This window comes from Candidatus Zixiibacteriota bacterium, from assembly GCA_014728145.1.
In the GTDB taxonomy this organism is placed as follows: domain Bacteria; phylum Zixibacteria; class MSB-5A5; order JAABVY01; family JAABVY01; genus WJMC01.
Genome location: WJMC01000132.1, coordinates 1 through 20,451, shown reverse-complemented (window position 1 = coordinate 20,451; position 20,451 = coordinate 1). Strand labels below are relative to the sequence as shown.

Annotated in this window: 20 protein-coding genes; 4 read left to right on the top strand and 16 right to left on the bottom strand. The window is 50.1% G+C overall.

Translation table 11 applies throughout. From position 1 onward, the window contains the following. From GF404_07760 to GF404_07695, 14 genes are all read right to left on the bottom strand, one after another. The coding region (locus tag GF404_07760) for a pyridine nucleotide-disulfide oxidoreductase (GenBank protein MBD3382076.1) at nucleotides 1–996 on the bottom strand (996 nt) is incomplete at its 3' end. 79 nt (nucleotides 997–1,075) lie between these two features. Then, nucleotides 1,076–2,284: a menaquinol oxidoreductase gene (locus GF404_07755; protein MBD3382075.1), complete on the bottom strand. Its 1,209-nt coding sequence runs from the start codon at nucleotides 2,282–2,284 to the stop codon at nucleotides 1,076–1,078. Between the two features lie 7 nt (nucleotides 2,285–2,291). Further along, nucleotides 2,292–3,059, bottom strand: coding sequence for a 4Fe-4S dicluster domain-containing protein (locus GF404_07750; protein ID MBD3382074.1), 768 nt, complete (start codon nucleotides 3,057–3,059; stop codon nucleotides 2,292–2,294). Then, nucleotides 3,059–3,442 carry a cytochrome C gene (locus GF404_07745; protein MBD3382073.1) on the bottom strand — a complete coding sequence of 128 codons (384 nt, stop codon included), beginning with the start codon at nucleotides 3,440–3,442 and terminating at the stop codon, nucleotides 3,059–3,061. The genes GF404_07750 and GF404_07745 overlap by 1 nt, the downstream gene beginning before the upstream one ends. Then, the gene (locus tag GF404_07740; protein MBD3382072.1) at nucleotides 3,435–5,099 is read right to left on the bottom strand and encodes a (Fe-S)-binding protein; all 1,665 of its coding nucleotides are present in this window, start codon (nucleotides 5,097–5,099) and stop codon (nucleotides 3,435–3,437) included. Before GF404_07740 ends, GF404_07745 begins: the two co-directional genes overlap by 8 nt. A 1-nt stretch (nucleotide 5,100) precedes the next feature. Beyond that, the gene (locus GF404_07735) at nucleotides 5,101–6,102 is read right to left on the bottom strand and encodes a menaquinol oxidoreductase (protein MBD3382071.1); all 1,002 of its coding nucleotides are present in this window, start codon (nucleotides 6,100–6,102) and stop codon (nucleotides 5,101–5,103) included. A 42-nt stretch (nucleotides 6,103–6,144) separates the two neighbouring features. Continuing rightward, nucleotides 6,145–6,711 (bottom strand): hypothetical protein, encoded by a 567-nt coding sequence (locus tag GF404_07730; protein MBD3382070.1) that lies wholly within the window; start codon nucleotides 6,709–6,711, stop codon nucleotides 6,145–6,147. Between the two features lie 302 nt (nucleotides 6,712–7,013). After that, a complete protein-coding gene (tusE, locus tag GF404_07725) occupies nucleotides 7,014–7,331 on the bottom strand; it encodes a TusE/DsrC/DsvC family sulfur relay protein (GenBank protein ID MBD3382069.1) in 318 nt (105 codons plus the stop codon). Nucleotides 7,332–7,395: 64 nt separating this feature from the next. Continuing rightward, on the bottom strand, nucleotides 7,396–9,090 hold the full coding sequence (locus GF404_07720) for an FAD-dependent oxidoreductase (GenBank protein ID MBD3382068.1): 1,695 nt from the start codon (nucleotides 9,088–9,090) through the stop codon (nucleotides 7,396–7,398). Nucleotides 9,091–9,229: 139 nt separating this feature from the next. Next, a complete protein-coding gene (gene cobB / locus GF404_07715; GenBank protein MBD3382067.1) occupies nucleotides 9,230–10,678 on the bottom strand; it encodes a hydrogenobyrinic acid a,c-diamide synthase (glutamine-hydrolyzing) in 1,449 nt (482 codons plus the stop codon). Between the two features lie 20 nt (nucleotides 10,679–10,698). Then, nucleotides 10,699–10,950, bottom strand: a complete 252-nt coding sequence (locus GF404_07710) for a hypothetical protein (protein MBD3382066.1) — start codon at nucleotides 10,948–10,950, stop codon at nucleotides 10,699–10,701. Nucleotides 10,951–10,964: 14 nt separating this feature from the next. Beyond that, complete coding sequence (gene dsrB, locus GF404_07705; protein ID MBD3382065.1) at nucleotides 10,965–12,047, bottom strand: dissimilatory-type sulfite reductase subunit beta; 1,083 nt, start codon at nucleotides 12,045–12,047, stop codon at nucleotides 10,965–10,967. A 42-nt stretch (nucleotides 12,048–12,089) separates the two neighbouring features. Next, complete coding sequence (dsrA, locus tag GF404_07700) at nucleotides 12,090–13,298, bottom strand: dissimilatory-type sulfite reductase subunit alpha (GenBank protein MBD3382064.1); 1,209 nt, start codon at nucleotides 13,296–13,298, stop codon at nucleotides 12,090–12,092. A 458-nt stretch (nucleotides 13,299–13,756) separates the two neighbouring features. Next, complete coding sequence (locus tag GF404_07695) at nucleotides 13,757–13,999, bottom strand: hypothetical protein (GenBank protein ID MBD3382063.1); 243 nt, start codon at nucleotides 13,997–13,999, stop codon at nucleotides 13,757–13,759. Between the two features lie 231 nt (nucleotides 14,000–14,230). Between GF404_07695 and GF404_07690 the strand changes: the two genes are divergently transcribed. Beyond that, nucleotides 14,231–15,553, top strand: a complete 1,323-nt coding sequence (locus GF404_07690) for a hypothetical protein (GenBank protein MBD3382062.1) — start codon at nucleotides 14,231–14,233, stop codon at nucleotides 15,551–15,553. Between the two features lie 146 nt (nucleotides 15,554–15,699). Here GF404_07690 and GF404_07685 read toward each other — a convergent pair whose 3' ends face one another. Both GF404_07685 and GF404_07680 read right to left on the bottom strand, forming a co-directional pair. After that, the gene (locus GF404_07685; protein MBD3382061.1) at nucleotides 15,700–16,062 is read right to left on the bottom strand and encodes a response regulator; all 363 of its coding nucleotides are present in this window, start codon (nucleotides 16,060–16,062) and stop codon (nucleotides 15,700–15,702) included. Then, on the bottom strand, nucleotides 16,062–17,798 hold the full coding sequence (locus GF404_07680; protein MBD3382060.1) for a GAF domain-containing protein: 1,737 nt from the start codon (nucleotides 17,796–17,798) through the stop codon (nucleotides 16,062–16,064). Before GF404_07680 ends, GF404_07685 begins: the two co-directional genes overlap by 1 nt. Nucleotides 17,799–17,812: 14 nt before the next feature. Between GF404_07680 and nadC the strand changes: the two genes are divergently transcribed. From nadC to GF404_07665, 3 genes are all read left to right on the top strand, one after another. Then, complete coding sequence (gene nadC / locus GF404_07675; protein ID MBD3382059.1) at nucleotides 17,813–18,667, top strand: carboxylating nicotinate-nucleotide diphosphorylase; 855 nt, start codon at nucleotides 17,813–17,815, stop codon at nucleotides 18,665–18,667. Continuing rightward, nucleotides 18,664–19,677, top strand: coding sequence for a biotin--[acetyl-CoA-carboxylase] ligase (locus tag GF404_07670; GenBank protein MBD3382058.1), 1,014 nt, complete (start codon nucleotides 18,664–18,666; stop codon nucleotides 19,675–19,677). The genes nadC and GF404_07670 overlap by 4 nt, the downstream gene beginning before the upstream one ends. A 435-nt stretch (nucleotides 19,678–20,112) precedes the next feature. After that, nucleotides 20,113–20,451, top strand: a 339-nt coding sequence (locus tag GF404_07665) for a Glu/Leu/Phe/Val dehydrogenase (protein ID MBD3382057.1), incomplete at its 3' end; no start/stop codon positions are given.

Sequence of the window (20,451 nt, the reverse complement as noted above, 5' to 3'; positions counted from 1 at the left end):
GGAATTTCCACCAGCGATATTTTCTGCGATAATGCGTCCGTGACGGTTGGCCAACGATCCCATCGGGATATACAGAGGTTGTCCGGTGACCTGGTGACGAAGTTCGACCACATCGCCACCGGCATAGATATCCGGATCTGATGTACACATAGAATCGTCAACCGCTATTCCACCGCTTTCACCCAGTTCGAGGCCGGCCTCTCTGGCGAGTTCGGAAGCGGGACGGACACCAGCGCAGACAAAAAGGTAATCGACTGTTACTTTTTTATCGTTGGTGAGAGTCACCACGACGGTATCATCATCAGGTGCTTCGACTTTAGTCACACGGGTATCGATCAGGACATTGACATCGTTTTCAGCCAGGTGTTTTTCAACTGGCAGAGACATCTCGCGGTCCAGCACATATGGTAGCAGTTGAGGTTCTTTTTCGACCAGCGTGGTCTCGAGTCCCCATAAGCCTCCACAGGATTCGGCCAGCTCGCATCCGATAAAACCGCCTCCCAGGATCAATGCCGATCCAACCTGACCGGTCTGAGCTGATTTTCGGAAGTTGATAGCGTCCGAAGGCCGTGTGAAATGGCTGATACGATCTGATTCTGGAAATTCAATCGGTGGTGTCACAGGAGATGCCCCGGTGGCAAGCACCAACTTGTCGTAGCCATGCTGATAAACATCTCCGCTTTTCAGATCCTTCACATGAACTATTTTTTTCTCACGGTCGATTTTGGTAACTTCCGATTCGACAACAGCGTTGAAACCCTTGCTGTTTTTGAAAAAGTCAATATCGCGGACGACATTGTAGTTTGTCTCGGTCAACTGCCTGAAGCTGTCGATATCGCCCGAGGCGAAATACGGCAGTCCGCAGGTGCCATAGGAGAGTTCCTTTTCCTTCTGGAATAACGTTATCTTGAATTCCGGTTTGCGACGGGCCAGTGAAGCGGCGGTTTTACATCCGCAGGCCACACCCCCGATTATAACGACATCAGATTTATCCATATCATTTACTCCGAAACAGCACGATGCCGGAGATGATCACTCATGTCCGGCATCGTAAAATAAGCATTATATATACCTGTCAGGAACCGATAGTCTCTACCGACTGCGGTTTTGCACCCGGTTTGATTCGGTCGTAGATGATTTCGCCCCGAACTGTCAGAGCGACCTTGTAGAAGACAGTCACGATCAATGCCCCCACTGCGTAGATCGCGATAGTTATCATGATCTCCGGGAAGGTCGGAGCGTATTCGACAACCTCGCCGAGGACCGTGGGAACGAATCCAGTGACGATCAGGCCCAGTCCTTTGTCGATCCAGAGGCCGATGAAGACCGCAAAACAGGCGACGGTCAAAAGCTTGAAGTTTCTCCGCCATTTGGGTACGATCAATAGCGCTAAAGCTGCAATTGACAGCACCACCGAGGTCCACATCCATGGCACCAAATTGGCTTTTCCATCCAGTCCGAAATACATGTATTTGAAATGAGCGGTATGCTCCGGGATGCTGGAATAGAAAGCGGTGAAGAACTCCATCAACACTAAAAACACATTGACGATCATGGCATAGGTAACAATCACCGAGAGTTTTCGAATCGGCTCATCACCGGCATTGAATTTCGTGATTTTGCGCAGAAGCAGACAGAGTAAAATCAAAAGCGCGGGGCCGGCGGCAAAAGCCGAAGCCAGAAACCGAGGCGCCAGTACAGCGGTCATCCAGAACGGGCGCGCACCCAGACCGGCATACAGAAACGCAGTTACCGTATGAATCGAGACAGCCCAGGGTATCGAAAAGATAATCACTGGACGGATCCAGTTGGGCGGAGCAATTCCTTTGCGCTCGGCACTGAGTGTTACCACTGAAATCAAAGCGTTTAAAATCAAATAACCCGACAGCACGATGGTGTCCCAGAACAACATCGAATTGGGAGTCGGATACAAAAACAGATTAAAAGCCCTGAACGGCTGACCGAGGTCGACCACTACAAACAGCACACACATAACAACCGAGCCGATTGCCAGAAATTCTCCCAGTATCGTGATCTTGCCGAAGGCTTTATAATTGTGAAGGTAGTACGGCAAGACGACCATCACAGCCGATGCTGCCACACCCACAAGAAATGTCAGCTGGGCAATATAGAAACCCCAGGTGATATCGCGTGAAAGACCGGTAATTCCCAACCCCTCATGAAACTGGCGGAGGTAGAAGAGAAATCCGATGAAGATAACCACCAGCAGGAATCCCACCCAGGTCCAGTAGCGTTTGCTTCCTGTTAAAGCATTCTCTATCATAAATACCTCACACTAAGTAATAGACTTCAGGTTCAGTTCCGAGGGCCGGTTTGCGGCGAATCGAAAAGCGATCGCGCAACAACTCCCTGACCCTGGATTCAGGATCCTCCAGGTCGCCGAACGCCATCGCGCCATGTTTACATGCCTCCACACAGGCCGGCGGTCGTCCCTCGAAAATCCGCTCCTCGCAGAATGTGCATTTCTCGACTACTCCACGCGTCCGGGTAGGAAAATCATCCACTACTTCCTCGATATGCGGACGCGGGTCGCGCCAGTTGAAACTGCGTGAACCATAGGGACAGGCCACCACGCAGTAACGGCAACCGATACAGCGATGCCAGTCCATCATCACGATACCATCCGATTCCCGCTTGAATGTCGCCTTGGTCGGACAAACCTGCACGCAGGGTGGATTATCGCAATGATTGCACAGAAGCAGGACAGGATGATTGACTATATCCTTGTCAAGGTAATGATGCTCCTGTTCGTGGAAAGCGTGATGAAAGCTGTCTTTCCAGATCCATTTGACTTCATCTTTGCGGTTGTCGAACTCGGGCACATTGTGAACATGGTGACAGGCATTGACACAATCGGTACAGCCCTCCTGTTCCTTGCATAACTGCAGGTCAATCACCATAGCATAACGCTTGGTGGTGCCGTCGGAGGTATGACCATGGGAATCCGATGACGCGAAAGTTTCTGACGCCTTGCCGGAAGCGATTCCCAAAACGGTCAGACCCGAGACTTTCAGAAATCCTCTTCTATCAATTCCCATTACTCAAACTCCTTCGGATTGACATGGCAGTCCCAGCAGTAGGGATTTACAGCCATGTAATTATGACAGCGGTCGCAGAACGCGTCTTTATTCGGATGACATCCCAGGCAGGTCTTGGTCATGCTCATCTCGACTTTCTCGCCGTCAAACGCGGTATAATATCGAAGTCCGTCGCGAACCACAAGCTTGCGCCAGTCGTTCAACAGGTCCATGTGAGCCGCCCGCATTTCTTCGGTCTCCATCACACAGTTATCACCTTTAGCCGCTTTTTCGAGCTCGGGGATATCTGCGCTTTTTCCACCGGCGACCGCATACCAGATTGGAAAACTGGCGATCACCAGAAACACGATGATCCCGATTATAACTTTCCCGGCATCATACATCGCCTTCGCCCTCCTCTCCGGTCTCAGCTTTGTCTTCTGTATTTTCCTCGGCAGGTGCGAGATTCGGCAATGGTGTACCGCGCAGGTCGGTCTCGCGTTTTTCTCCCTTCATAATCAGGGCGTTGCCGATCAACTCGTGGATACCGCCTACCTCGACTCCGGGAACCCAGTATTCAAGAAGCGGTGGCAGGGTGGCTTTGTCGATGGCACAGATACACAAGAGGATATTGACATCTTTGGTATCATGCACATACTTGCAGGCATTGGCCCGCGGGAAACCGCCCCGCAGACGCATCTCCAGATTCTCATCGGTACCCAGACCGGAACCTGAACCGCAGCAGAAGGTCTGTTCACGGATCGTGTTCTCCGGCATCTCGGTAAACTTGTTCATGCAGTTTTTAATCACGTAACGTGGCTCCTCCAGAAGACCCATCGCCCGCGAAGGGTTGCAGGAGTCATGAAAAGTCGCATGCCAGTGATCATTTCTGGACTTATCCAGCTTAATCTTGCCGTGGCGAATCAAGTCGGAGGTGAATTCGGTGATATGCACCATCTTTGTCGATCTGGCATTTTCGAATCTGGTCCCGGTGATCGGAGAGACCGGCTCTTCCAGAAAATCTGCCGGACCGTTGAGAGTGTCCATATACTGGTGAATCACCCGCCACATATGGCCGCACTCACCACCCAGAATCCATTTCACGCCCAGCCGTTTGGCCTCGGCATAGATCTTGGCATTGAGCCGTTTCATCATCTCGTGCGAATGGAACAACCCGAAATTGCCACCTTCTGAAGCGTAAGCGCTCCAGGTGTAATCAAGTCCGATCTCATGGAATAGTGCTAAATACCCCAGAAGCGTATAGTAATGGGGTGAGGCAAAGTAATCTGCCGAAGGCGCTACAAACAGGATCTCGGCCCCTTTTTTGTTAATCGGGGCATCGACTTTGATCCCGGTCAATTCCTCCAGCTCGTCAACTGCAAATTCGATACTGTCGGCGAAACCATGAGGCTGAATACCGAGGTGATTTCCTGTTCGGAAACAATTCGCCGCCGGGGTGCAGATCCACTCGATCGAGACGCCCACCAGGTTCAATAGCTCGCGCGCGATCATGGTGATCTCTGCCGTATCGATACCGTACGGGCAGAAGACCGAACAGCGACGGCATTCGGTGCACTGGTAAAAATAATAGAACCATTCTTTGAGCACATCCACAGTCAACTCACGAGCGCCGACCATCTTGCCCATCAGCTTGCCGGCCAGGGTGTAATCTTTTCTGTAAACTGAACGCAACAGCTCAGCTCGCAGGACCGGCATATTCTTGGGATCGCCCGAACCGATAAAGAAATGGCACTTGTCAGCGCAGGCCCCGCACCTGACACAGATGTCCATAAAGACCTGCAGTGAACGGAAACGCTTGATCCGATCGCGCAGTCCCTCGAGAATGATCTCCTTCCAATTATCGGGAAGCTTCCAGTCCTCGTCGGTCGGCGACCATTTGCGCGGGTTGGGCAGATCCAGGTATTTCAAATTATCCGGCGGAGCGGCATAATTCCAGGTGCCTCGCCTGAATTCGACACGCGGATCGAACCAGTCTTTTTGCTTCGGCTTGTAATCAATACCGCCGGCCAGTTCTTCCGGTTTTACTAATTTTTCCGCCATATTACTTTTCCTTCTCCAACGGCATTCCAGCCGCTCTCATCAGTTCTCTGAACTCATCTTCCCATTCCTCATAAGTATGAGTTTTGACCGGGTAATCCCATGGGTTGACATGTCGCTTGACCCGGTTGTCGTTAGCCATATTGCGAGTCGGGGACATGAACACGCCGCCCATATGCATCAATTTCGAGAATGGGAAATACGCAAACAACACGCTCACCAGAAAGAGATGGATGTAAAAGATCGATCCGATATCGGCTGGTACCACTGGCTTGAGACTCACCAGCCCCATGGCCAGCTCCTTGATCGAGATGATATCGACCCGCATCGGCGTATAACGCATCAGCACCCCGGTCACCCCGATCGCCAACAGCAAAAACAGGGCGAAATAGTCCGAACCGAGGCTGATGAAGCGCATCTTGGGATCAGCCACCCGTCTTAAAAACAGGTATGTGAGTGCGATCAGGATGATGGCATCAGTGATATAGAACAACGGCAGGCCGATCTGGAAGAAACTGTCGAGCGATTCTATACCGCTGACGAAAAACGGCACCGGGTCGGCGAAGAAACGGTAATGACGCAAGAGGATGATCAGAAACGACCAGTGAAATGCCAATCCCGCCAGCCAGAGCCACTTGGAACCGCCATAGACAACCCGGGGGCCGTCTTTTTTCAAGTCGACCTTGGTGTTGCGAAACAGCGACCGGAAAAACAGGATCTCCATCAGCATCCGGCCAATCACGGCCAGCTTGCTGTGAGGCGCCTCGAAAGGCGAGTCCTTGATCCAGTCAAGGGATTTTTGCTGTCCGCAGGTGGTGGTGATCTTAAACGGCACAGGCGACTGCGCCCAGCGAATTATGCGGTATATGAATCCGACCAGAAAGATCAAGATCGCCGCATACGGGAAGACCACACCGAACAGGAAGTCCAAATCTGCCATGCCGGTGCCAACCATCGACACGACTATCAGGACTGCCAGAATTAACAGCGCAGAAATGGCTGCCATTTGCCAGAACCTCCCTTCAAATTATATAATCTATACGAGTCACTATTTGCGCGACTCATCGTTATCTTTTTGCTCTTTTGCGGGACGGTTGAGACGACGATAGGCCAGAGCAGAATTGTTTTTTAACTCGTTGATCCGGATGTTGTAAATCTTCTCACGGCAATCCGTGTAACTGTCGAACGCCAACAGCAACAATTCATCGATCCGGCCATACAGATCCATAAGCTGAACCTCGAGGTCATCTCCAGCACTTAACTCGGATCCGAGTTCTTCGCGCACCGCCGGCTTCAACAGCAGAACAAACGCCACCGCTTTCGAGGGGGAAAACTCCTGCACAGAACGTATCTTGACCAGATCTTCAAGGGCACCGCAGAGACATTCGCGGTCCGAGCAGTTGATTACACCCTCATAGAGCGCTTCGGTCCCATGCCGGATAGCCGCACCGATCGGATTTGCGAAACGATCCTTCTGATCTTTCAGGAAACTGTGGGCATCCTCGGGGTAGGTGGCAATAATCCGTTTACGCCAGTTCGACAGGATCGCTTTTTTTCGTGATTGCAGAATCTCGGTAAGTTGCAATTTAAATGACCTCTCGCCTGCCTTCGAGATTTCTCAAAAATAGCGCTGACACACACTATTCTCCGGGAACTGACCGGTCTCCCGAATTGCCATAAGATTGTAGAGAAATCTACCTTCCGCCATCATCTAAGTAATTAATTTATATAGCAAACTGGCTCATGAAAATCAAGTAAAATAGTTCTGAATTTCACAAAGCCAGCCGTTTTATCGGGGACTGCCATCCAGACAAATATACGACTGTGGCCGGGCGCAAATTTGTGCCAAAAATCACAAGCATAACATAAGAAAAGCCCCGCATGATGCGGGGCTTTTTGATCTACGGAAAAGTCTGATCAGACACAGCCGGTCGGCTTGGCCAGGCCAGCCACTTTACAGGCGCCCTTGGCCGGGCCGGAGGGGAACAACTCATAGACTTTCTTGAGCGGAAAACCGGTTTCCTTACAGAGCTTGCGGATCATCGGAGCGATTCCGAACTTGAGATAATAATCGCGCAGGTAGTTAACCAGTTTCCAGTGTTCCTCGGTCATTTCGCCAACATCCTCAGTGGACGCGAGGGCCTTGGCAATGTCCTCGTTCCATTCTTCCGGATTTTCCATGAAGCCGTCTTCATCGACTGCGATCTTGAGTTCGCCATGTTCAAAGATTGGCATCTGCAATCCTCCCTTGATAAATTAATGTTTCTATTTTAATAAACCATCTCATACAAGTCAATAATTAATGCATCTCGATATAACCGCAGGGGCAGTTTTCCGCGCACTTGTCGCATCCCTTGCAGAAATCGAGCTTGAATGTATATGTCTGATCCGGAGTCAACGGTTTGATAATCGCGCTGTCCTGACAATAGCTCCAGCACTGACCGCATTCGAAACAGGAACCGCAGCTCATGCAACGCTGGGTCTCTTCCAAAAACTCCTCTTCCGACAACGTCTTGAGAATCTCTTCTTCCATCGTCTTGAGCCGTTCGGAAGGCGGAATCTTCTGGCCTTCATGGCGCAGTTTTTCCTCGTAATAGCTCAAAAGCATCTTGTCGCTCTTGATCACATCGTGCTCGACATTGTCATCGACATCGATCTTCTCGCCAGTGACTTCTTCATGGATCTTGTAGGCGGCAATTCGTCCCTGGTAAATCGCGATCGTCACCAGGCCCAAATTGAGCACATCGCCACCGGCATAGATATTTTCCTTGTCGGTCTTGAAATCATCATCAGCCTTGATCCAGTCTTTCGGACCGGCTTTGAGGTCCTCGAGACCATCGAAACCAGGTTCCTGGCTGATAGCCGGAATCAGGCAGGTCAGTTCGACTTCGAATTCGTCATTCGGGATCGGCACCGGGCGACGACGACCGGAAGAATCCGGCTCACCCAGTTCCATCCGCTGACAGTTCATCTTAACCGCCTTGTCGCCTTCCTTGGTAATAGAAAGCGGAGCCGCCAGAAATTCGAAATTGACACCTTCCTCTTCAGCGCCGACGATCTCTTCCTCGATGGCCGGCATCTCGTTACGGGTCCGGCGGTAGAGAATTGTGACCTCGGCCCCCAGACGTCGGCAGACACGCGCGGCATCGATAGCGGTATCGCCACCGCCGATGACATACACCTTATCACCGACATCAATCGTCTCACCACGATTGATCCGGTTCAGAAATTCAGTACCGGTCCAGACATTCTCGGCATCCTCACCGTCGATCCCGAGGCTGTAACCCTTATGAGCGCCGATTCCTACGAAAATCGCCTTGTACTCGTTCTGCAGATCGTGGTAATCGATATCTTTACCGATCACGGTATTGGTCTTGATTTCGATTCCCATCTCTTCCAGGCGCTTGATTTCAGCATCCAGCACATCCTGGGGCAGACGATAATCCGGGATACCATAGCGAAGCATACCACCCGCTTTCGGGAAAGCCTCATATACAGTCACCGGGTAGCCCCGGCGGGCAAGCTGATAGGCACAGGAAAGGCCGGCGGGACCGGCGCCGATAACGGCCACCTTTTCGGAACGGGTCTCTTCGGCTTCCTTCGGAAGCGGAAGATTGTGCTCCATGGCATAATCGCCGATAAACCGTTCGATATTATTGATCGCCACCGGAGAATCCTTTTCCTTGCGATTGCACTCGGCCTCGCAGGGATGGGGGCAGACACGCCCGCAAACCGACGGGAAGGGATTCTTTTCAACCAGGGTCTGCCAGGCCTCAGCATAAGCCTCTTCTTTGGGCTTCTGCTTCTTCTCCATCATCGAAATAGTGGTGATGATCTTGCGAATATTTGTCTTGTTGGGACAGGCCGCCATACAGGGGGCAGTCTTTTCCACTTGTTGCGGTCTTCGCGAGGATTGTTCCTTGGAACCACCCGAACGCGATCCAAGGCCTCCCAGACCTTTTTTCTTTTTCTTTTTCTTCTTGAGAACTGCCATAACTACACTTCCTGATAGTTTGATGTAAGCTTCAGTTTATTTAAATCTGGATTTTCGATTCTCCCGTAAGGACTACTTGTTCAACAGGATATAAAGATACAACATAATCGCTCGTAATCCAAACAATTTTCACCTTAATTTATACAGCCTTCCTCCCAAAAAGTTGCGATCCACCGGAAAAGCCTTCGTTTCGATTCCTGTGAGCATATACGCTCGCCAGCCTGACCAGGTTTGAGGCCCAACTCCCCTCACCGTCGGCATGGACATGCAAATATGCGGCAAAGACATTCTGTTTGACGAGACCGTCACGGCCGCCGGCTATTCCAGTCCCCTTTGAAACAGATAAAACCATCTTTTCGCCGATTTGCTCAGAAAGTGGATATGTATAATGAAATTCGTGACCCCTGATTTCAATTCCTCCGGGATAGTATTCATTATCCAGGTCGGCCTGCATCCGGCTGTAGCCATGACCATGAGGCTTTTCGCCCATGGCCAGATCGATATCGAACACGCCGGCCATTGAATATGTTTTTTCCTTCAGTTTCAAGCTCCGACAGAGATATATCAATCCCCCGCATTCCGCGTAAATCGGCAGGCCGTTCTCGGCCCCGCGCTTGATCTCGGCCTTGAGTTCATGATTTTTGGCCAGTCGATCAGCATGGGTTTCCGGAAAACCGCCTCCTATGTATAACCCGGATATCCCTGGAAGTTTCCGGCTTGAAAGAGAAGATATCGGAACCAGTTCTGCGCCAAGAGATTGGAGCAGTTCGAGGTTTTCCGGGTAGTAGAAAGTAAACGCTGAATCGGAAAAGTAGCCAATTTTAACCTTAGTCTCGGTTGTTTTTCGGTCACTTGTCCGCTCCTGAAAGTTGAGATCGGGAGACCGCCTGGCTATTTCCACTATCCTGTTCAAATCCACATGATCCGTAATCAGTTTTCCAATTTCCCCTGTTATTTCTGAAGTCATCCCGTATTCTGCGGGAGTGACCAGCCCCAGATGACGCGCGGGTAACAGGCTGGTACCGGAGATCCTGGGCACCGCCCCAATAACTTTAAGTCCGGCATATTTTTCGATTGCCTCAGAAGCGATCCGTCTATGGCGACTTCCTCCGACCTGATTGAGAATTACACCCGCGATATTCAGTTGCGGATCCATCTGCCTCATACCCAGTGCCACAGCGGCCAGAGTGCGTGTAGTCTTGGTAGCACAAATAACCAGTATGACCGGAGCATCGAGCAACCTGGCCAGTTCGGCGGTACTGTGGGAGCCGTCGACATCGAAACCATCGTACAACCCGCGATTGCCCTCGATCAGGTTGATCGAGTCGGAATCGGAATGAGTAATAAACGAGGTCCTGACCTTTTGGCTGTCGACGAGAAAAGTGTCGAGGTTTCGCACTTTCGAGCCGCTGGCCGCCATAAGCCAGGCCGGATCTATGAAATCCGGCCCTTTTTTAAACGCACATGTAACGTATCCAAGTTGTCGCAGGCCCGCCAGAAGACCGACCGAAACAAGAGTTTTACCGGAGTCGCCGGAAGTTCCGGCGACCACGATTCTGGGTATAAATTTCGATCTATCAACCGGCATACGACCCAAACACGGCTGAATCAGTCGTTGGACGCGCCTTCCTGACGTGGCAGTTCAATATAACTGCCGCCGAAGTACGTGTAGACACAGCGACCGGAATTCACCAATTGCTTGATGGCATCCTTACAGATCTTTCTGTCGACTTTGTCGCCGTGAATCTGCTTCATGGCCTTGTTCAAATCCCCGGGCTTGAGCTGTTTCTGGCCCTGGGCATCCGCGACCATCTTGTACATCTGTTCAGCGACTTCTTCTACACTCAACTTATCAGCCACAATCACCTTACCCTTTAGAAAGTTATATGAGTTGATCGTTTAAATGTCAATCCAGCATACTTGAAGTCATCGATATGCTCTTTCTCGAACTCGATACCGGACAGCTTAAAGAACTTCGGCCAGCCGATTCGCTCGATCCATTCGCCAATACGCTCATACTTGCGGGCATGTTTGGCCCACAGTTCGACGATACCCTTGACCGCCTCGACCACTTCCGGCCAGCGCGGAGGATTGTTCGGGATAAACGGAATCGCCAGCTTTGAGAACATCGGCTCATGACGCGCGTTGGAAACCTTGCCTCCGATCCAGATCGAGACACCGTCATTGAGCGGATCGTTCAGGGGCATGGCCGGGCAAACTGTGTAACAGTTGGCGCAGAACATGCAGTTCTCTTCGATAACTTCAACGCTCTTCTTGCCATCTTTTTCGGCCGGGCGAATCGCCGCGGTCGGACAGGCGGCCACCACGTTCGGAATCTCGCACTGCTTGGGAACATTTTCGTCGATCACTTTCGGTGGACGACGATGAATACCCAGAATAGCGATATCAGAACAGTGCACCGCTCCGCACATATTCAAACAACAGGCCAGGGCGATACGGATCTTGGCCGGAAGTTTCATGGAAGTGAAGTATTCATTTAACTCGTCCATGACAGCCTTGACGATACCTGAAGCATCGGTAGCGGCGGAGTGACAGTGCACCCAGCCCTGGGTATGGACGATATTCGAGATGGCGTTGCCGACACCACCGACCGGATGGCCCAGTTCCTCGAGATCCTTAATCAGGGGATCGATCTTGCTTTCATCGGTCAGGAGAAATTCGACATTGTTACGGCTGGTAAAGCGCAGATACCCGTCGCAATACTTGTCAGCCAAATCGGCATATTTCCTGATCTTGTGGATCGAAACCAGACGCGGGGAAGCGGCCCGCACTGTATAGATCTTGTCGCCACCTTCAGCCACGTGCACATAGACACCCGGCTTGACATATTCATGATAGTCCCATTTGCCGTAGTTTTCTTTTATAACCGGCGGCAAAAATTTCTCATAATGTGGCGGACCAATATCAGTAATTCTTTCCTGCTGTGCTTCTGCCATATTTTATACCTCTGTATTAAAAGGTTCTTTTTTCCAGGTTAACTATTCTTCTTCTTCCTCTTCATCGCCTTCTTCATAGTATTCTTCATAGAAGACGTACGGGTTCTCACGAGGATGAGCGATCATCTCCGGAGTCGGTTCCATTTCGATAGCTTCCAGGAAGTTACCCAAACCGACACGCTGGATGAACTCGCCGATACGCTCACGAGCCTTGCCTTCATCGCACCAGATGTCCCAAATCCGCTCGATCAGGTCTTTGAGTTCCTCGTACGGCGGTTCCATCTTCATAAACGGGATCAGAACCGATGAGAGCTGAGCGCCTTCGATAATCGGGGCCTTTGCGCCGATCAGAACCGTGCAACCGCGGTCCTTACCCGGCTTGAGAGCTTTGTGAAGAACATTGATACAGTGCATACAATGACGGCAGGAGGAATCATCGATCTCCAGCTTGTTGCCGTCCCACTGCATACACTGACCCGGACAGCGCAGGACTACATCGTTGATCATGTCAACACCGTCTTTGTCGACAGCTTCCTTGACCTTGTCCTGGTCGACCTGGATCTCATCGCGCCAGGTACCGATAAACGACATATCCGCGCGGGCAATCGAGGCCACGCAGTCGTTCGGGCAACCGGCAAATTTGAATTTATATTTATACGGGAAGGCGGGCCTGTGAAGCTCATCCTGCCAGTGCATGGTCAGGTCATAGCAGGCACGCATGGTGTCGAAACAGGCCCATTCACAACGAGCCATACCATTGCAGCAACTCGGGGTACGCAAATCCGATCCGGATCCGCCAATATCGAAACCTTCGCGGGCCAGATCCTGGAAAGTCGGCTCCAGATCATCAGTGCGGCATCCCAGAAGAATGATGTCGCCGGTGGAACCGTGCATATTTGTCAGGCCGGATCCATGCTTTTCCCAGATATCACAGATCTTCCTGAGGGCGTCGGAGGTATAAAACCAGGCCGCCGGCATGTTGATTCGCATGGTGTGGAAATGGGATACGCCGGGAAATTCTTCGGGCACGTCACAGTAACGGCCGATTACACCGCCGCCGTAGCCCAGAACACCCACGATACCGCCATGTTTCCAGTGGCCGATCTTCTCATTGTAGGATTTCTCGAGGATGCCGAGCAGGTCTTTGCACATATCGTTGCTCTTAGCCGCGTCCTTGATCTCAGTCACAAAACTTGGCCATTTACCCTTCTCGAGTTCATCCAGTAACGGGGTATTCGGTACTTCTGCCATTTTGACTCCTTACTTTTGCTCTATGAGGTCAAACCTCTCTTATTAATTAATTTTCAATTCAATCTGCTTGAGAAATAAATAACAAACTAACCCATATCCTTCGCGTTTTCGGACCAGGCTCAAATTACCCTTTTTACGCACTCTCCCACTCTAAAATGTAAGCCGAACCGCCATCTCAAAGCACTGGTTTCAAAGTGATTAAATGTAACAGATTTCACAAGCCTGTCAAGCCCAAAATCACGATTTATTCTTTCTAAAACAATTAATTATGAATACCGATTACGGGCTCTGTCTAACCTCCTGTTGTAAGTGATACGAACTAAATAAACAAGAATCTAATAAAAATCCAACCTCTATTCATGTACATATTTTAGCCGTATCTAATTATTTTAGAGGGGTCAAGATTGTGAAAAAATTATCTAAATGGGTAAACAGATGGGATAAGCGGGAGATTTATATCAGAAATCGTCATCCTCGTCGAAATCATCGTCAAAATCGAAATCAGAATCATCATCCGATTCATCAAAAAAAGACTCATCGCGCGCTTTAAGTTCGTTTTTGAGCCGATAATAAGCCTCATCGACCATCAGCACATAGCGTTCATACTCATCGAAATCGAAATGCAGGGTGGTGTTATTGTAGACTACATGGATTCGGTTACCGCGACAGAGGTAGACACCCTTGTTAGCCTTGGAAGACATACCGCCACCTTTCTTTTACTAATTCTTCTGACACCAGTATTATACGCAAAAAGATTTTAATCCAAAGCAATTTTTTTATGTACGCCAGTAATATTGATTGACTTTTCTATATAGACCGTTAACATATTTCCGGATATGTCCGATATGGGTTGAAGCTTCAATAAACTCGGCATCATCTTAACACAATTTCATCAGGCCCGGGCATATCGGAAATCTAAGTTGTCCGCATAGATGCAATCACAGGAGGTATGTATGGAAACCGGCAATCCATTGCCCGTATTGTTCTTATTGACTTTTTTGTTGTTTCCGGTAATGCTCGATGGTCAGGGGATCGTGATAAATGATGACCTTACTTTGACCGGCCAGATCAGGATCCGCAGTGAGTTCGACGGCAAGGATTTCGACAATAATTCCGACCTTGTCGAACGGTCTCAGATGCGCACCCGTCTGGGAATACTGTTTACCGGCCTGGAAAAGACTGATATATTTTTGCAGATTCAGGATTCACGCAACCTGGGCACCAATTCAGCCGGCCTGGTCAATGACAACAATCTGGGAATTCATCAGGCCTATATCAAATTCCAGTGCCGCCTGTGGGACAGACTGACATGGCAGATCGGTCGTTTCGAGTCCAGGTATGGCCGGGAAAGGCTGATCGGCGCGGTTGGATGGCATAATGTGGGACGGACTTTTGACGGATTGCGCCTTGAATTCGATTTCGACCTGTTCAATGCCGACCTGTTTCTCCTGAAAATCAATGATCGAAGTTTCGACACTGCAAAATATTCAGGTCATTCCGGTGATGAAAACCTCTATGGTTTGTACACACGCTGGCTTGAAGATCACTTGCACCTCTTTATACTGGCAGATGTCGACCATTCAAAAGTTCAGCAGGGACATTCCGGTAGATATAAATATCGGAAAAATATCTGGACAGCGGGAATGTTCTATCAGCGCGATACCGACTGGGGATTGGATATTGCTCTGGATGCCGCCTATCAGTTCGGGTCACATTTCGAGGCAGATTATCCCGATGTTTCAGCTTATATGATAGCAGCTGAAATCGGTTACCAATCGAATGAGAAATCTCAACCTCGAATAGCGTTAGGTTTTGATATTACCTCCGGTGATGAATTACATTCTCAAGGGCCTGAGTGGACTGACAATGAAAGAAATTCTTTCTATAATTTATTCTATACCGGTCATGCTTTCAGAGGTTACATGGATTATTTTATCACCGGCCCGCAATTCGGTCTTTCAGACTGGTATCTTAAGTTTTCATTTCAACCGGCTGACAGATTTGAGTTAATGTCTCATGTACATTATTTTTTATCCATGAACACCGGGAAAGTCATTCCTGATAACGATTTTTACTGGCCCATCAGATTTGATAAATACGGCTTCGAATTCGACCTGACCGGAAAGATGCAGATCTATGATCAGCTAACAGGACAACTCGGTATGTCTCTGTTTTTGCCGAATGCTAAATGGCTCGACGGTATGCATGACGATCTCGGCACCTGGTTTTATCTCATGTTCACTGCAAACATTTAAAATAAAAATTCGCATATTTCAGGAGATAAGTACCATACAACGAGAAAGGATAAATCCGGTCGGGTTCTCATCCCGCACAGCAAAAGCCGCCGGGAGATTATCCCGACGGCTGTATGGATCAAGTCGAATTACAATTTCAGTACAGCTCAGTTTTTCGAGGGGGGTAGCAGTTCGCTGATTTTCAGTTTGAGTTCGCTTAAGTCACCTGACTTGGTAACATACTCGTCAGCCAGCCAGCTGGTAAACTCGTTTTTGTAATGTGAATAGGCGGAATTGAGAATAACCGGCATATCTTTTTTAAAGGCTTTGAACTGTTGCAGCAGATCGAGCCCTTCTGATTCACCCAGCTTGATATCCAGCACGATCAGGTCGGGATCGAATTCGCTGGCGATACTCAATGCCGAGGGGCCATCGACAGCTGTGCTGACCTGGTAACCCTCGTCTTCGAGCTCCATCCGGTACAAATCCAGAAGGTTATGCTCATCTTCCACTATCAGGACTTTGGACATCATGCCCTCCTTTCTGAGGGATTCGCTCTCGCAGGTAAATTTACGATAAAGCTCGTACCCCTGTCAAGCTTGGATTCGACCAATATCGATCCGCCGTGATCGTCGATAATCTTCTTCGAAACCGGCAGTCCCAGCCCGGTCCCGGTTCGCTTTGAGGTATAAAACGGCGTAAACAGTTTGCTCTTGGCCTGATCATCCATACCACAGCCGGTATCGCTGATGCGGAGATAAATATAGTCTCCGTTGCGCCCGGTAGAGAGCTTCATTTTGCCACCTTCCGACATCGCCTCCGCAGAGTTCTGGATCAGGTTGAAGAAAACCTGCTTGAGGCGGTCCTTGTCGGACAGGACTTCCAGCTCTTTCGGGTAGAACTCCTTTTCTATAACAATATCCTGGTATCGCAGTTTACGCTCCTGAACCTCCAGGGTTTCGCTCACGATCTCATTTAAGTCATGCGCGACAAGTTGCAACGGTGACTTGCGCGACAGATCCAGCACCTCGACCGCGATCCTCTCCAGGCGCAGGATTTCATCTGAGATGATCTGCACCAAACGGCGCTCGACCTTTTCTTCCCGATCGAGCTTACGCAGAACCCGCTGGGCATAACCCCCGATCGTAATCAGGGGCGTCTTGATTTCATGGGCGATTGTCGTTGCGAAACGTCCCAGCTCCGCCAGCCTCTCCGATTCGACCAGGTACTCCTGATTCTTCTTGAGAAGCGAGTGAACATGCTTGAGCTCTGCATACTTGAGCTCCAGTGTGCGATGAAGCAGGGCGTTTTCGATCTTGGCGGCGGCCTGGTTAGCCAGTGTTTCCAGCGTGCGGATATCCTCTTCGGTAATTTTTTCGCAGGTGATCGAGTTATCGACCGTGATCACACCCAGCACATTGTAACGCGATATTATCGGTATCACCGCAAACGGTATCCGGCCCAGGATCGGCTCAAGCCGGGAATCGCCGAGCTCAACCTCGGCTTCAGTCGAGATATTTAATGGCCGCCTCTCTAAAATCGCCTGTGTCAGAACTCCCCGGTCGGGTGCAAGCGGAAGTACGATCTCTTTAATCGCGCGTGACAGGTTGTTAACCGGAATATCATCCATATCCAGGATCTTATCGATCAGGTTCTCAAAAGTCAGCCGATTTTCTCTGAGGTTGTTCCAAATTTTGGGCGCCTCACGATACTCGAGATGCCCGAGGCCGAGCTGACCCTCCAGGACATTGCGCGTGGAATCGACTAAAAAGATCATGGCCCGATTAAAGCCAAAGGCCTCCCCGGAAGTCACGCCGGTCAAAACGATCGCCAGAGCTTTGTAAAGATCTTCAGTCTGCAACAGCGCTTCGGAGACCGACTTGAGGACCGCCAGTTCCTCAATTCGTTTCTGCAAACTGCCGGTGGTCGAGGTCAATTCCATATTGTAATCGACCAGTTGACCAATCAGCCGTTTCAATGTTAATGTCAGCAGGCGGTCGGATTCACGGCGTCCGGTGGCACGCTCGAGAGCTTTGTTGAAAACATCGCAACGGATACACCGCCCAACAGTATCCTGGATATCACTCGGACCGGAGGAAATCCCGGCCGAGGTCTGAAAAACCCAGCACAGCTCGGAGCGATGCCCCTTGAAACCACATCTTTCGTATTCCGAGTTCGACATAAAATAAGAGCCCTCCAGTCGTAATTTAACACCAATCATCCTTCTTTCAAAGCGATTTCTGATTGACAGCTTCAACCTAAGCATTAATTTACGGCACTATGAAAGTTAATAACAAGGTCATTGCTGAAATCGTAACCCGCGCGCTCACAGAAGACCTCGGCCAAGGCGATATAACTACCCTGGCAATCGAAGGTGGAAAACGACCGGCACGTGCAATAATTCGAGCCAAGCAGGAGCAGACTGTCTGTGGCCATCAGCCGGCCCGCGCAGTGTTTCGACACATTTCCCCCAAAACCCGCTATTCTAATAAAATCGGTGATGGTAAAACGGCTTATAAAGGCGATATGGTCGCAATCATCGACGCCGACCTGCAGACTCTTCTATCCGGAGAGCGGACAGCCCTGAACTTTATGATGCACCTCTCGGGAATAGCCACACTATCCGCACGCTTTGCCCGTCAAATCGAGGGCACCCGCGCGGAGATGCTGGACACTCGCAAGACATTGCCAGGCATGAGATTGCTTGAAAAATATGCCGTCAACTGCGGCGGTGCCAAAAATCATCGGATCGGACTGTTTGATATGTACCTGATCAAGGACAACCATATTGAAACTGCCGGTTCAATCGAAAATGCTATCGAGAACTGCCTCGCCCACAGGGGCCGTAAAAAGACCAAAATAGAAGTAGAAACAAAGACTTTCGACCAGATCAAGCGCGCCCTAAAGTACAAAATCGACAGGATCATGCTGGATAATATGACCGTATCACGGATAAAAAAAGCTGTCGAGCTAATTCGCTCCGAACACCCCGGTCTCGAAATCGAAGCGTCCGGCAATGTCAGCCTCAGGACCGTTCGCAAAATCGCGCAAACCGGGGTCGACTATATCTCCGCCGGAGCACTGACACACTCGGCGCCGGCCGTCGACCTGTCGATGGAGATCGAGTTGAAATGAAGCTAGATTCATCCGGCGACCCTTCCGACCTGCAGGAAGCTTTAATTGAGCTTCTGCGCTCGAACCCCGAGGATTACTTTTCAATCCAGACGATTGCCGATAAAATCGGTTGCGATGACCGTATCGCCATGGAAGCGATCGGCCAGCTCTCCAGGTGGGGCTACCGTTTCGAAACCGACAGCCATAGTCACTTCCGCTTCAGCTCCGCACCGGACGCCATCTTTCCGATTGAAATCCGCTACAATTTGAAGACCGGGTATATCGGCCAGAATATAGTCGCGCGGGCTTCGGTCACCTCAACCAACGATATAGCCCGCGAGCTGGCCGAACAGGGTGCTCCCGAGGGAACCGTGGTAATCGCCGAAAAACAGGTCAAAGGGCGCGGGAGGATGGGAAGAAGCTGGCATTCACCGGCCAAGAAAGGGCTCTGGTTGACCCTCATCCTGAGGCCCGAGGTACCGTCGGCGCAGGCCCCCAGTCTATCGATTCTGATGGCACTTTCCCTGAGCGAAATACTGCACAGCAGTTATAAGCTCGAATCGGGAATCAAGTGGCCCAATGACTGCCAGATCGACGGACGCAAGGTGACCGGGATATTGACCGAACTCTCGGCCGAGCTCGACCGGGTCGATTACGTCCTGGTCGGGATGGGAATCAATGTCAATCTGGCTCGCTCCGATTTTCCACCCGAACTGCATAAAATCGCGACCTCGATCCGTATGGAATACGGCGAGGAAATCGACCGGATCGGATTTCTGCGTATGCTTTTGGAACGGATCGAAAAAAACTATGAGATCTTCAAAAAGAAAAGCCTCAAACCATTTTTGCCGAAGATCAAAAAGCACTCGGTTCTGCTTGGCAAACGGATCAAACTTCTCAAGGGACGCAAGCTGATCCAGGCGGTGGCTCATGATTTCGATGCCGACGGCGCTCTGATCGCAAAACGCAAGGGCGAACTTCTGCGTGTCACCGCGGGTGAAGTTTCAGTCATCAAAGCCGACCGCGATTGAGACAGCCCGCCGGAATCAAACCCACCCGACCTTACACTTGCCTGTTATGACCGTACATGCCAGCGTTGCTCAAGCCTGATATGCAATGTACAGGAACGCTGACATAAATATACAGTACGAGAGATAAAATGAAAATATAATATTATATAAACTATTTATAATAATGTTGCAGTGATTATATTCATAACCTTCCGCTCAGCTCAAAATATAAATATATACCGAAAAACCGGACCAGTACTTGCTTCCTATAAAAGCTTTCTTTATATTTTAAGTTTATGCGTTGAGTCAGGTTTTTTGCGCCCTGGCTTAAATTTAGCGAACTTTTTTGTAAATTTAGGATTTTATTTATTAATTCGTCAAATCGGACAGATTTGTCAGGTTAACACAAATCAAAATGGGCGATTTCTGTTGATTGGTCTGAAGGAGGAACCCCAGATGCCCCAACCGCTCAGCTTCTATAAACAGGTCAACTTGTACTTTGACAAAGCCGCTCCGCACACAGGTCTGGATGCCGGTATGTTGCGGCAGATCAAGATGTGCAACAGTGTATATCACATCACATTTCCGCTCAAACGCGACGACGGCAAGATCGAGGCGATTCATGCCTGGCGGGCCGAACACAGCCATCATCGCACCCCGGTCAAAGGGGGTATCCGTTACAGCCTGGATGTCAACGAGGACGAGGTTATGGCGCTGGCTTCGCTGATGACCTACAAATGCGCGATCGTCTCTGTCCCGTTCGGAGGCGGAAAAGGCGGTATCAAGATAGACCGT

Excerpts from the sequence above, each read along its gene's own strand:
- GF404_07755 (MBD3382075.1), bottom strand. The coding sequence starts at position 2,284 with ATGATAGAGAATGCTTTAACAGGAAGCAAACGCTACTGGACCTGGGTG.
- GF404_07750 (MBD3382074.1), bottom strand. The coding sequence starts at position 3,059 with ATGGGAATTGATAGAAGAGGATTTCTGAAAGTCTCGGGTCTGACCGTT.
- GF404_07745 (MBD3382073.1), bottom strand. The coding sequence starts at position 3,442 with ATGTATGATGCCGGGAAAGTTATAATCGGGATCATCGTGTTTCTGGTG.
- GF404_07740 (MBD3382072.1), bottom strand. The coding sequence starts at position 5,099 with ATGGCGGAAAAATTAGTAAAACCGGAAGAACTGGCCGGCGGTATTGAT.
- GF404_07735 (MBD3382071.1), bottom strand. The coding sequence starts at position 6,102 with ATGGCAGCCATTTCTGCGCTGTTAATTCTGGCAGTCCTGATAGTCGTG.
- tusE (MBD3382069.1), bottom strand. The coding sequence starts at position 7,331 with ATGCCAATCTTTGAACATGGCGAACTCAAGATCGCAGTCGATGAAGAC.
- GF404_07720 (MBD3382068.1), bottom strand. The coding sequence starts at position 9,090 with ATGGCAGTTCTCAAGAAGAAAAAGAAAAAGAAAAAAGGTCTGGGAGGC.
- cobB (MBD3382067.1), bottom strand. The coding sequence starts at position 10,678 with ATGCCGGTTGATAGATCGAAATTTATACCCAGAATCGTGGTCGCCGGA.
- dsrB (MBD3382065.1), bottom strand. The coding sequence starts at position 12,047 with ATGGCAGAAGCACAGCAGGAAAGAATTACTGATATTGGTCCGCCACAT.
- dsrA (MBD3382064.1), bottom strand. The coding sequence starts at position 13,298 with ATGGCAGAAGTACCGAATACCCCGTTACTGGATGAACTCGAGAAGGGT.
- GF404_07695 (MBD3382063.1), bottom strand. The coding sequence starts at position 13,999 with ATGTCTTCCAAGGCTAACAAGGGTGTCTACCTCTGTCGCGGTAACCGA.
- GF404_07690 (MBD3382062.1), top strand. The coding sequence starts at position 14,231 with ATGCAATCACAGGAGGTATGTATGGAAACCGGCAATCCATTGCCCGTA.
- GF404_07685 (MBD3382061.1), bottom strand. The coding sequence starts at position 16,062 with ATGTCCAAAGTCCTGATAGTGGAAGATGAGCATAACCTTCTGGATTTG.
- GF404_07680 (MBD3382060.1), bottom strand. The coding sequence starts at position 17,798 with ATGCTTAGGTTGAAGCTGTCAATCAGAAATCGCTTTGAAAGAAGGATG.
- nadC (MBD3382059.1), top strand. The coding sequence starts at position 17,813 with ATGAAAGTTAATAACAAGGTCATTGCTGAAATCGTAACCCGCGCGCTC.
- GF404_07670 (MBD3382058.1), top strand. The coding sequence starts at position 18,664 with ATGAAGCTAGATTCATCCGGCGACCCTTCCGACCTGCAGGAAGCTTTA.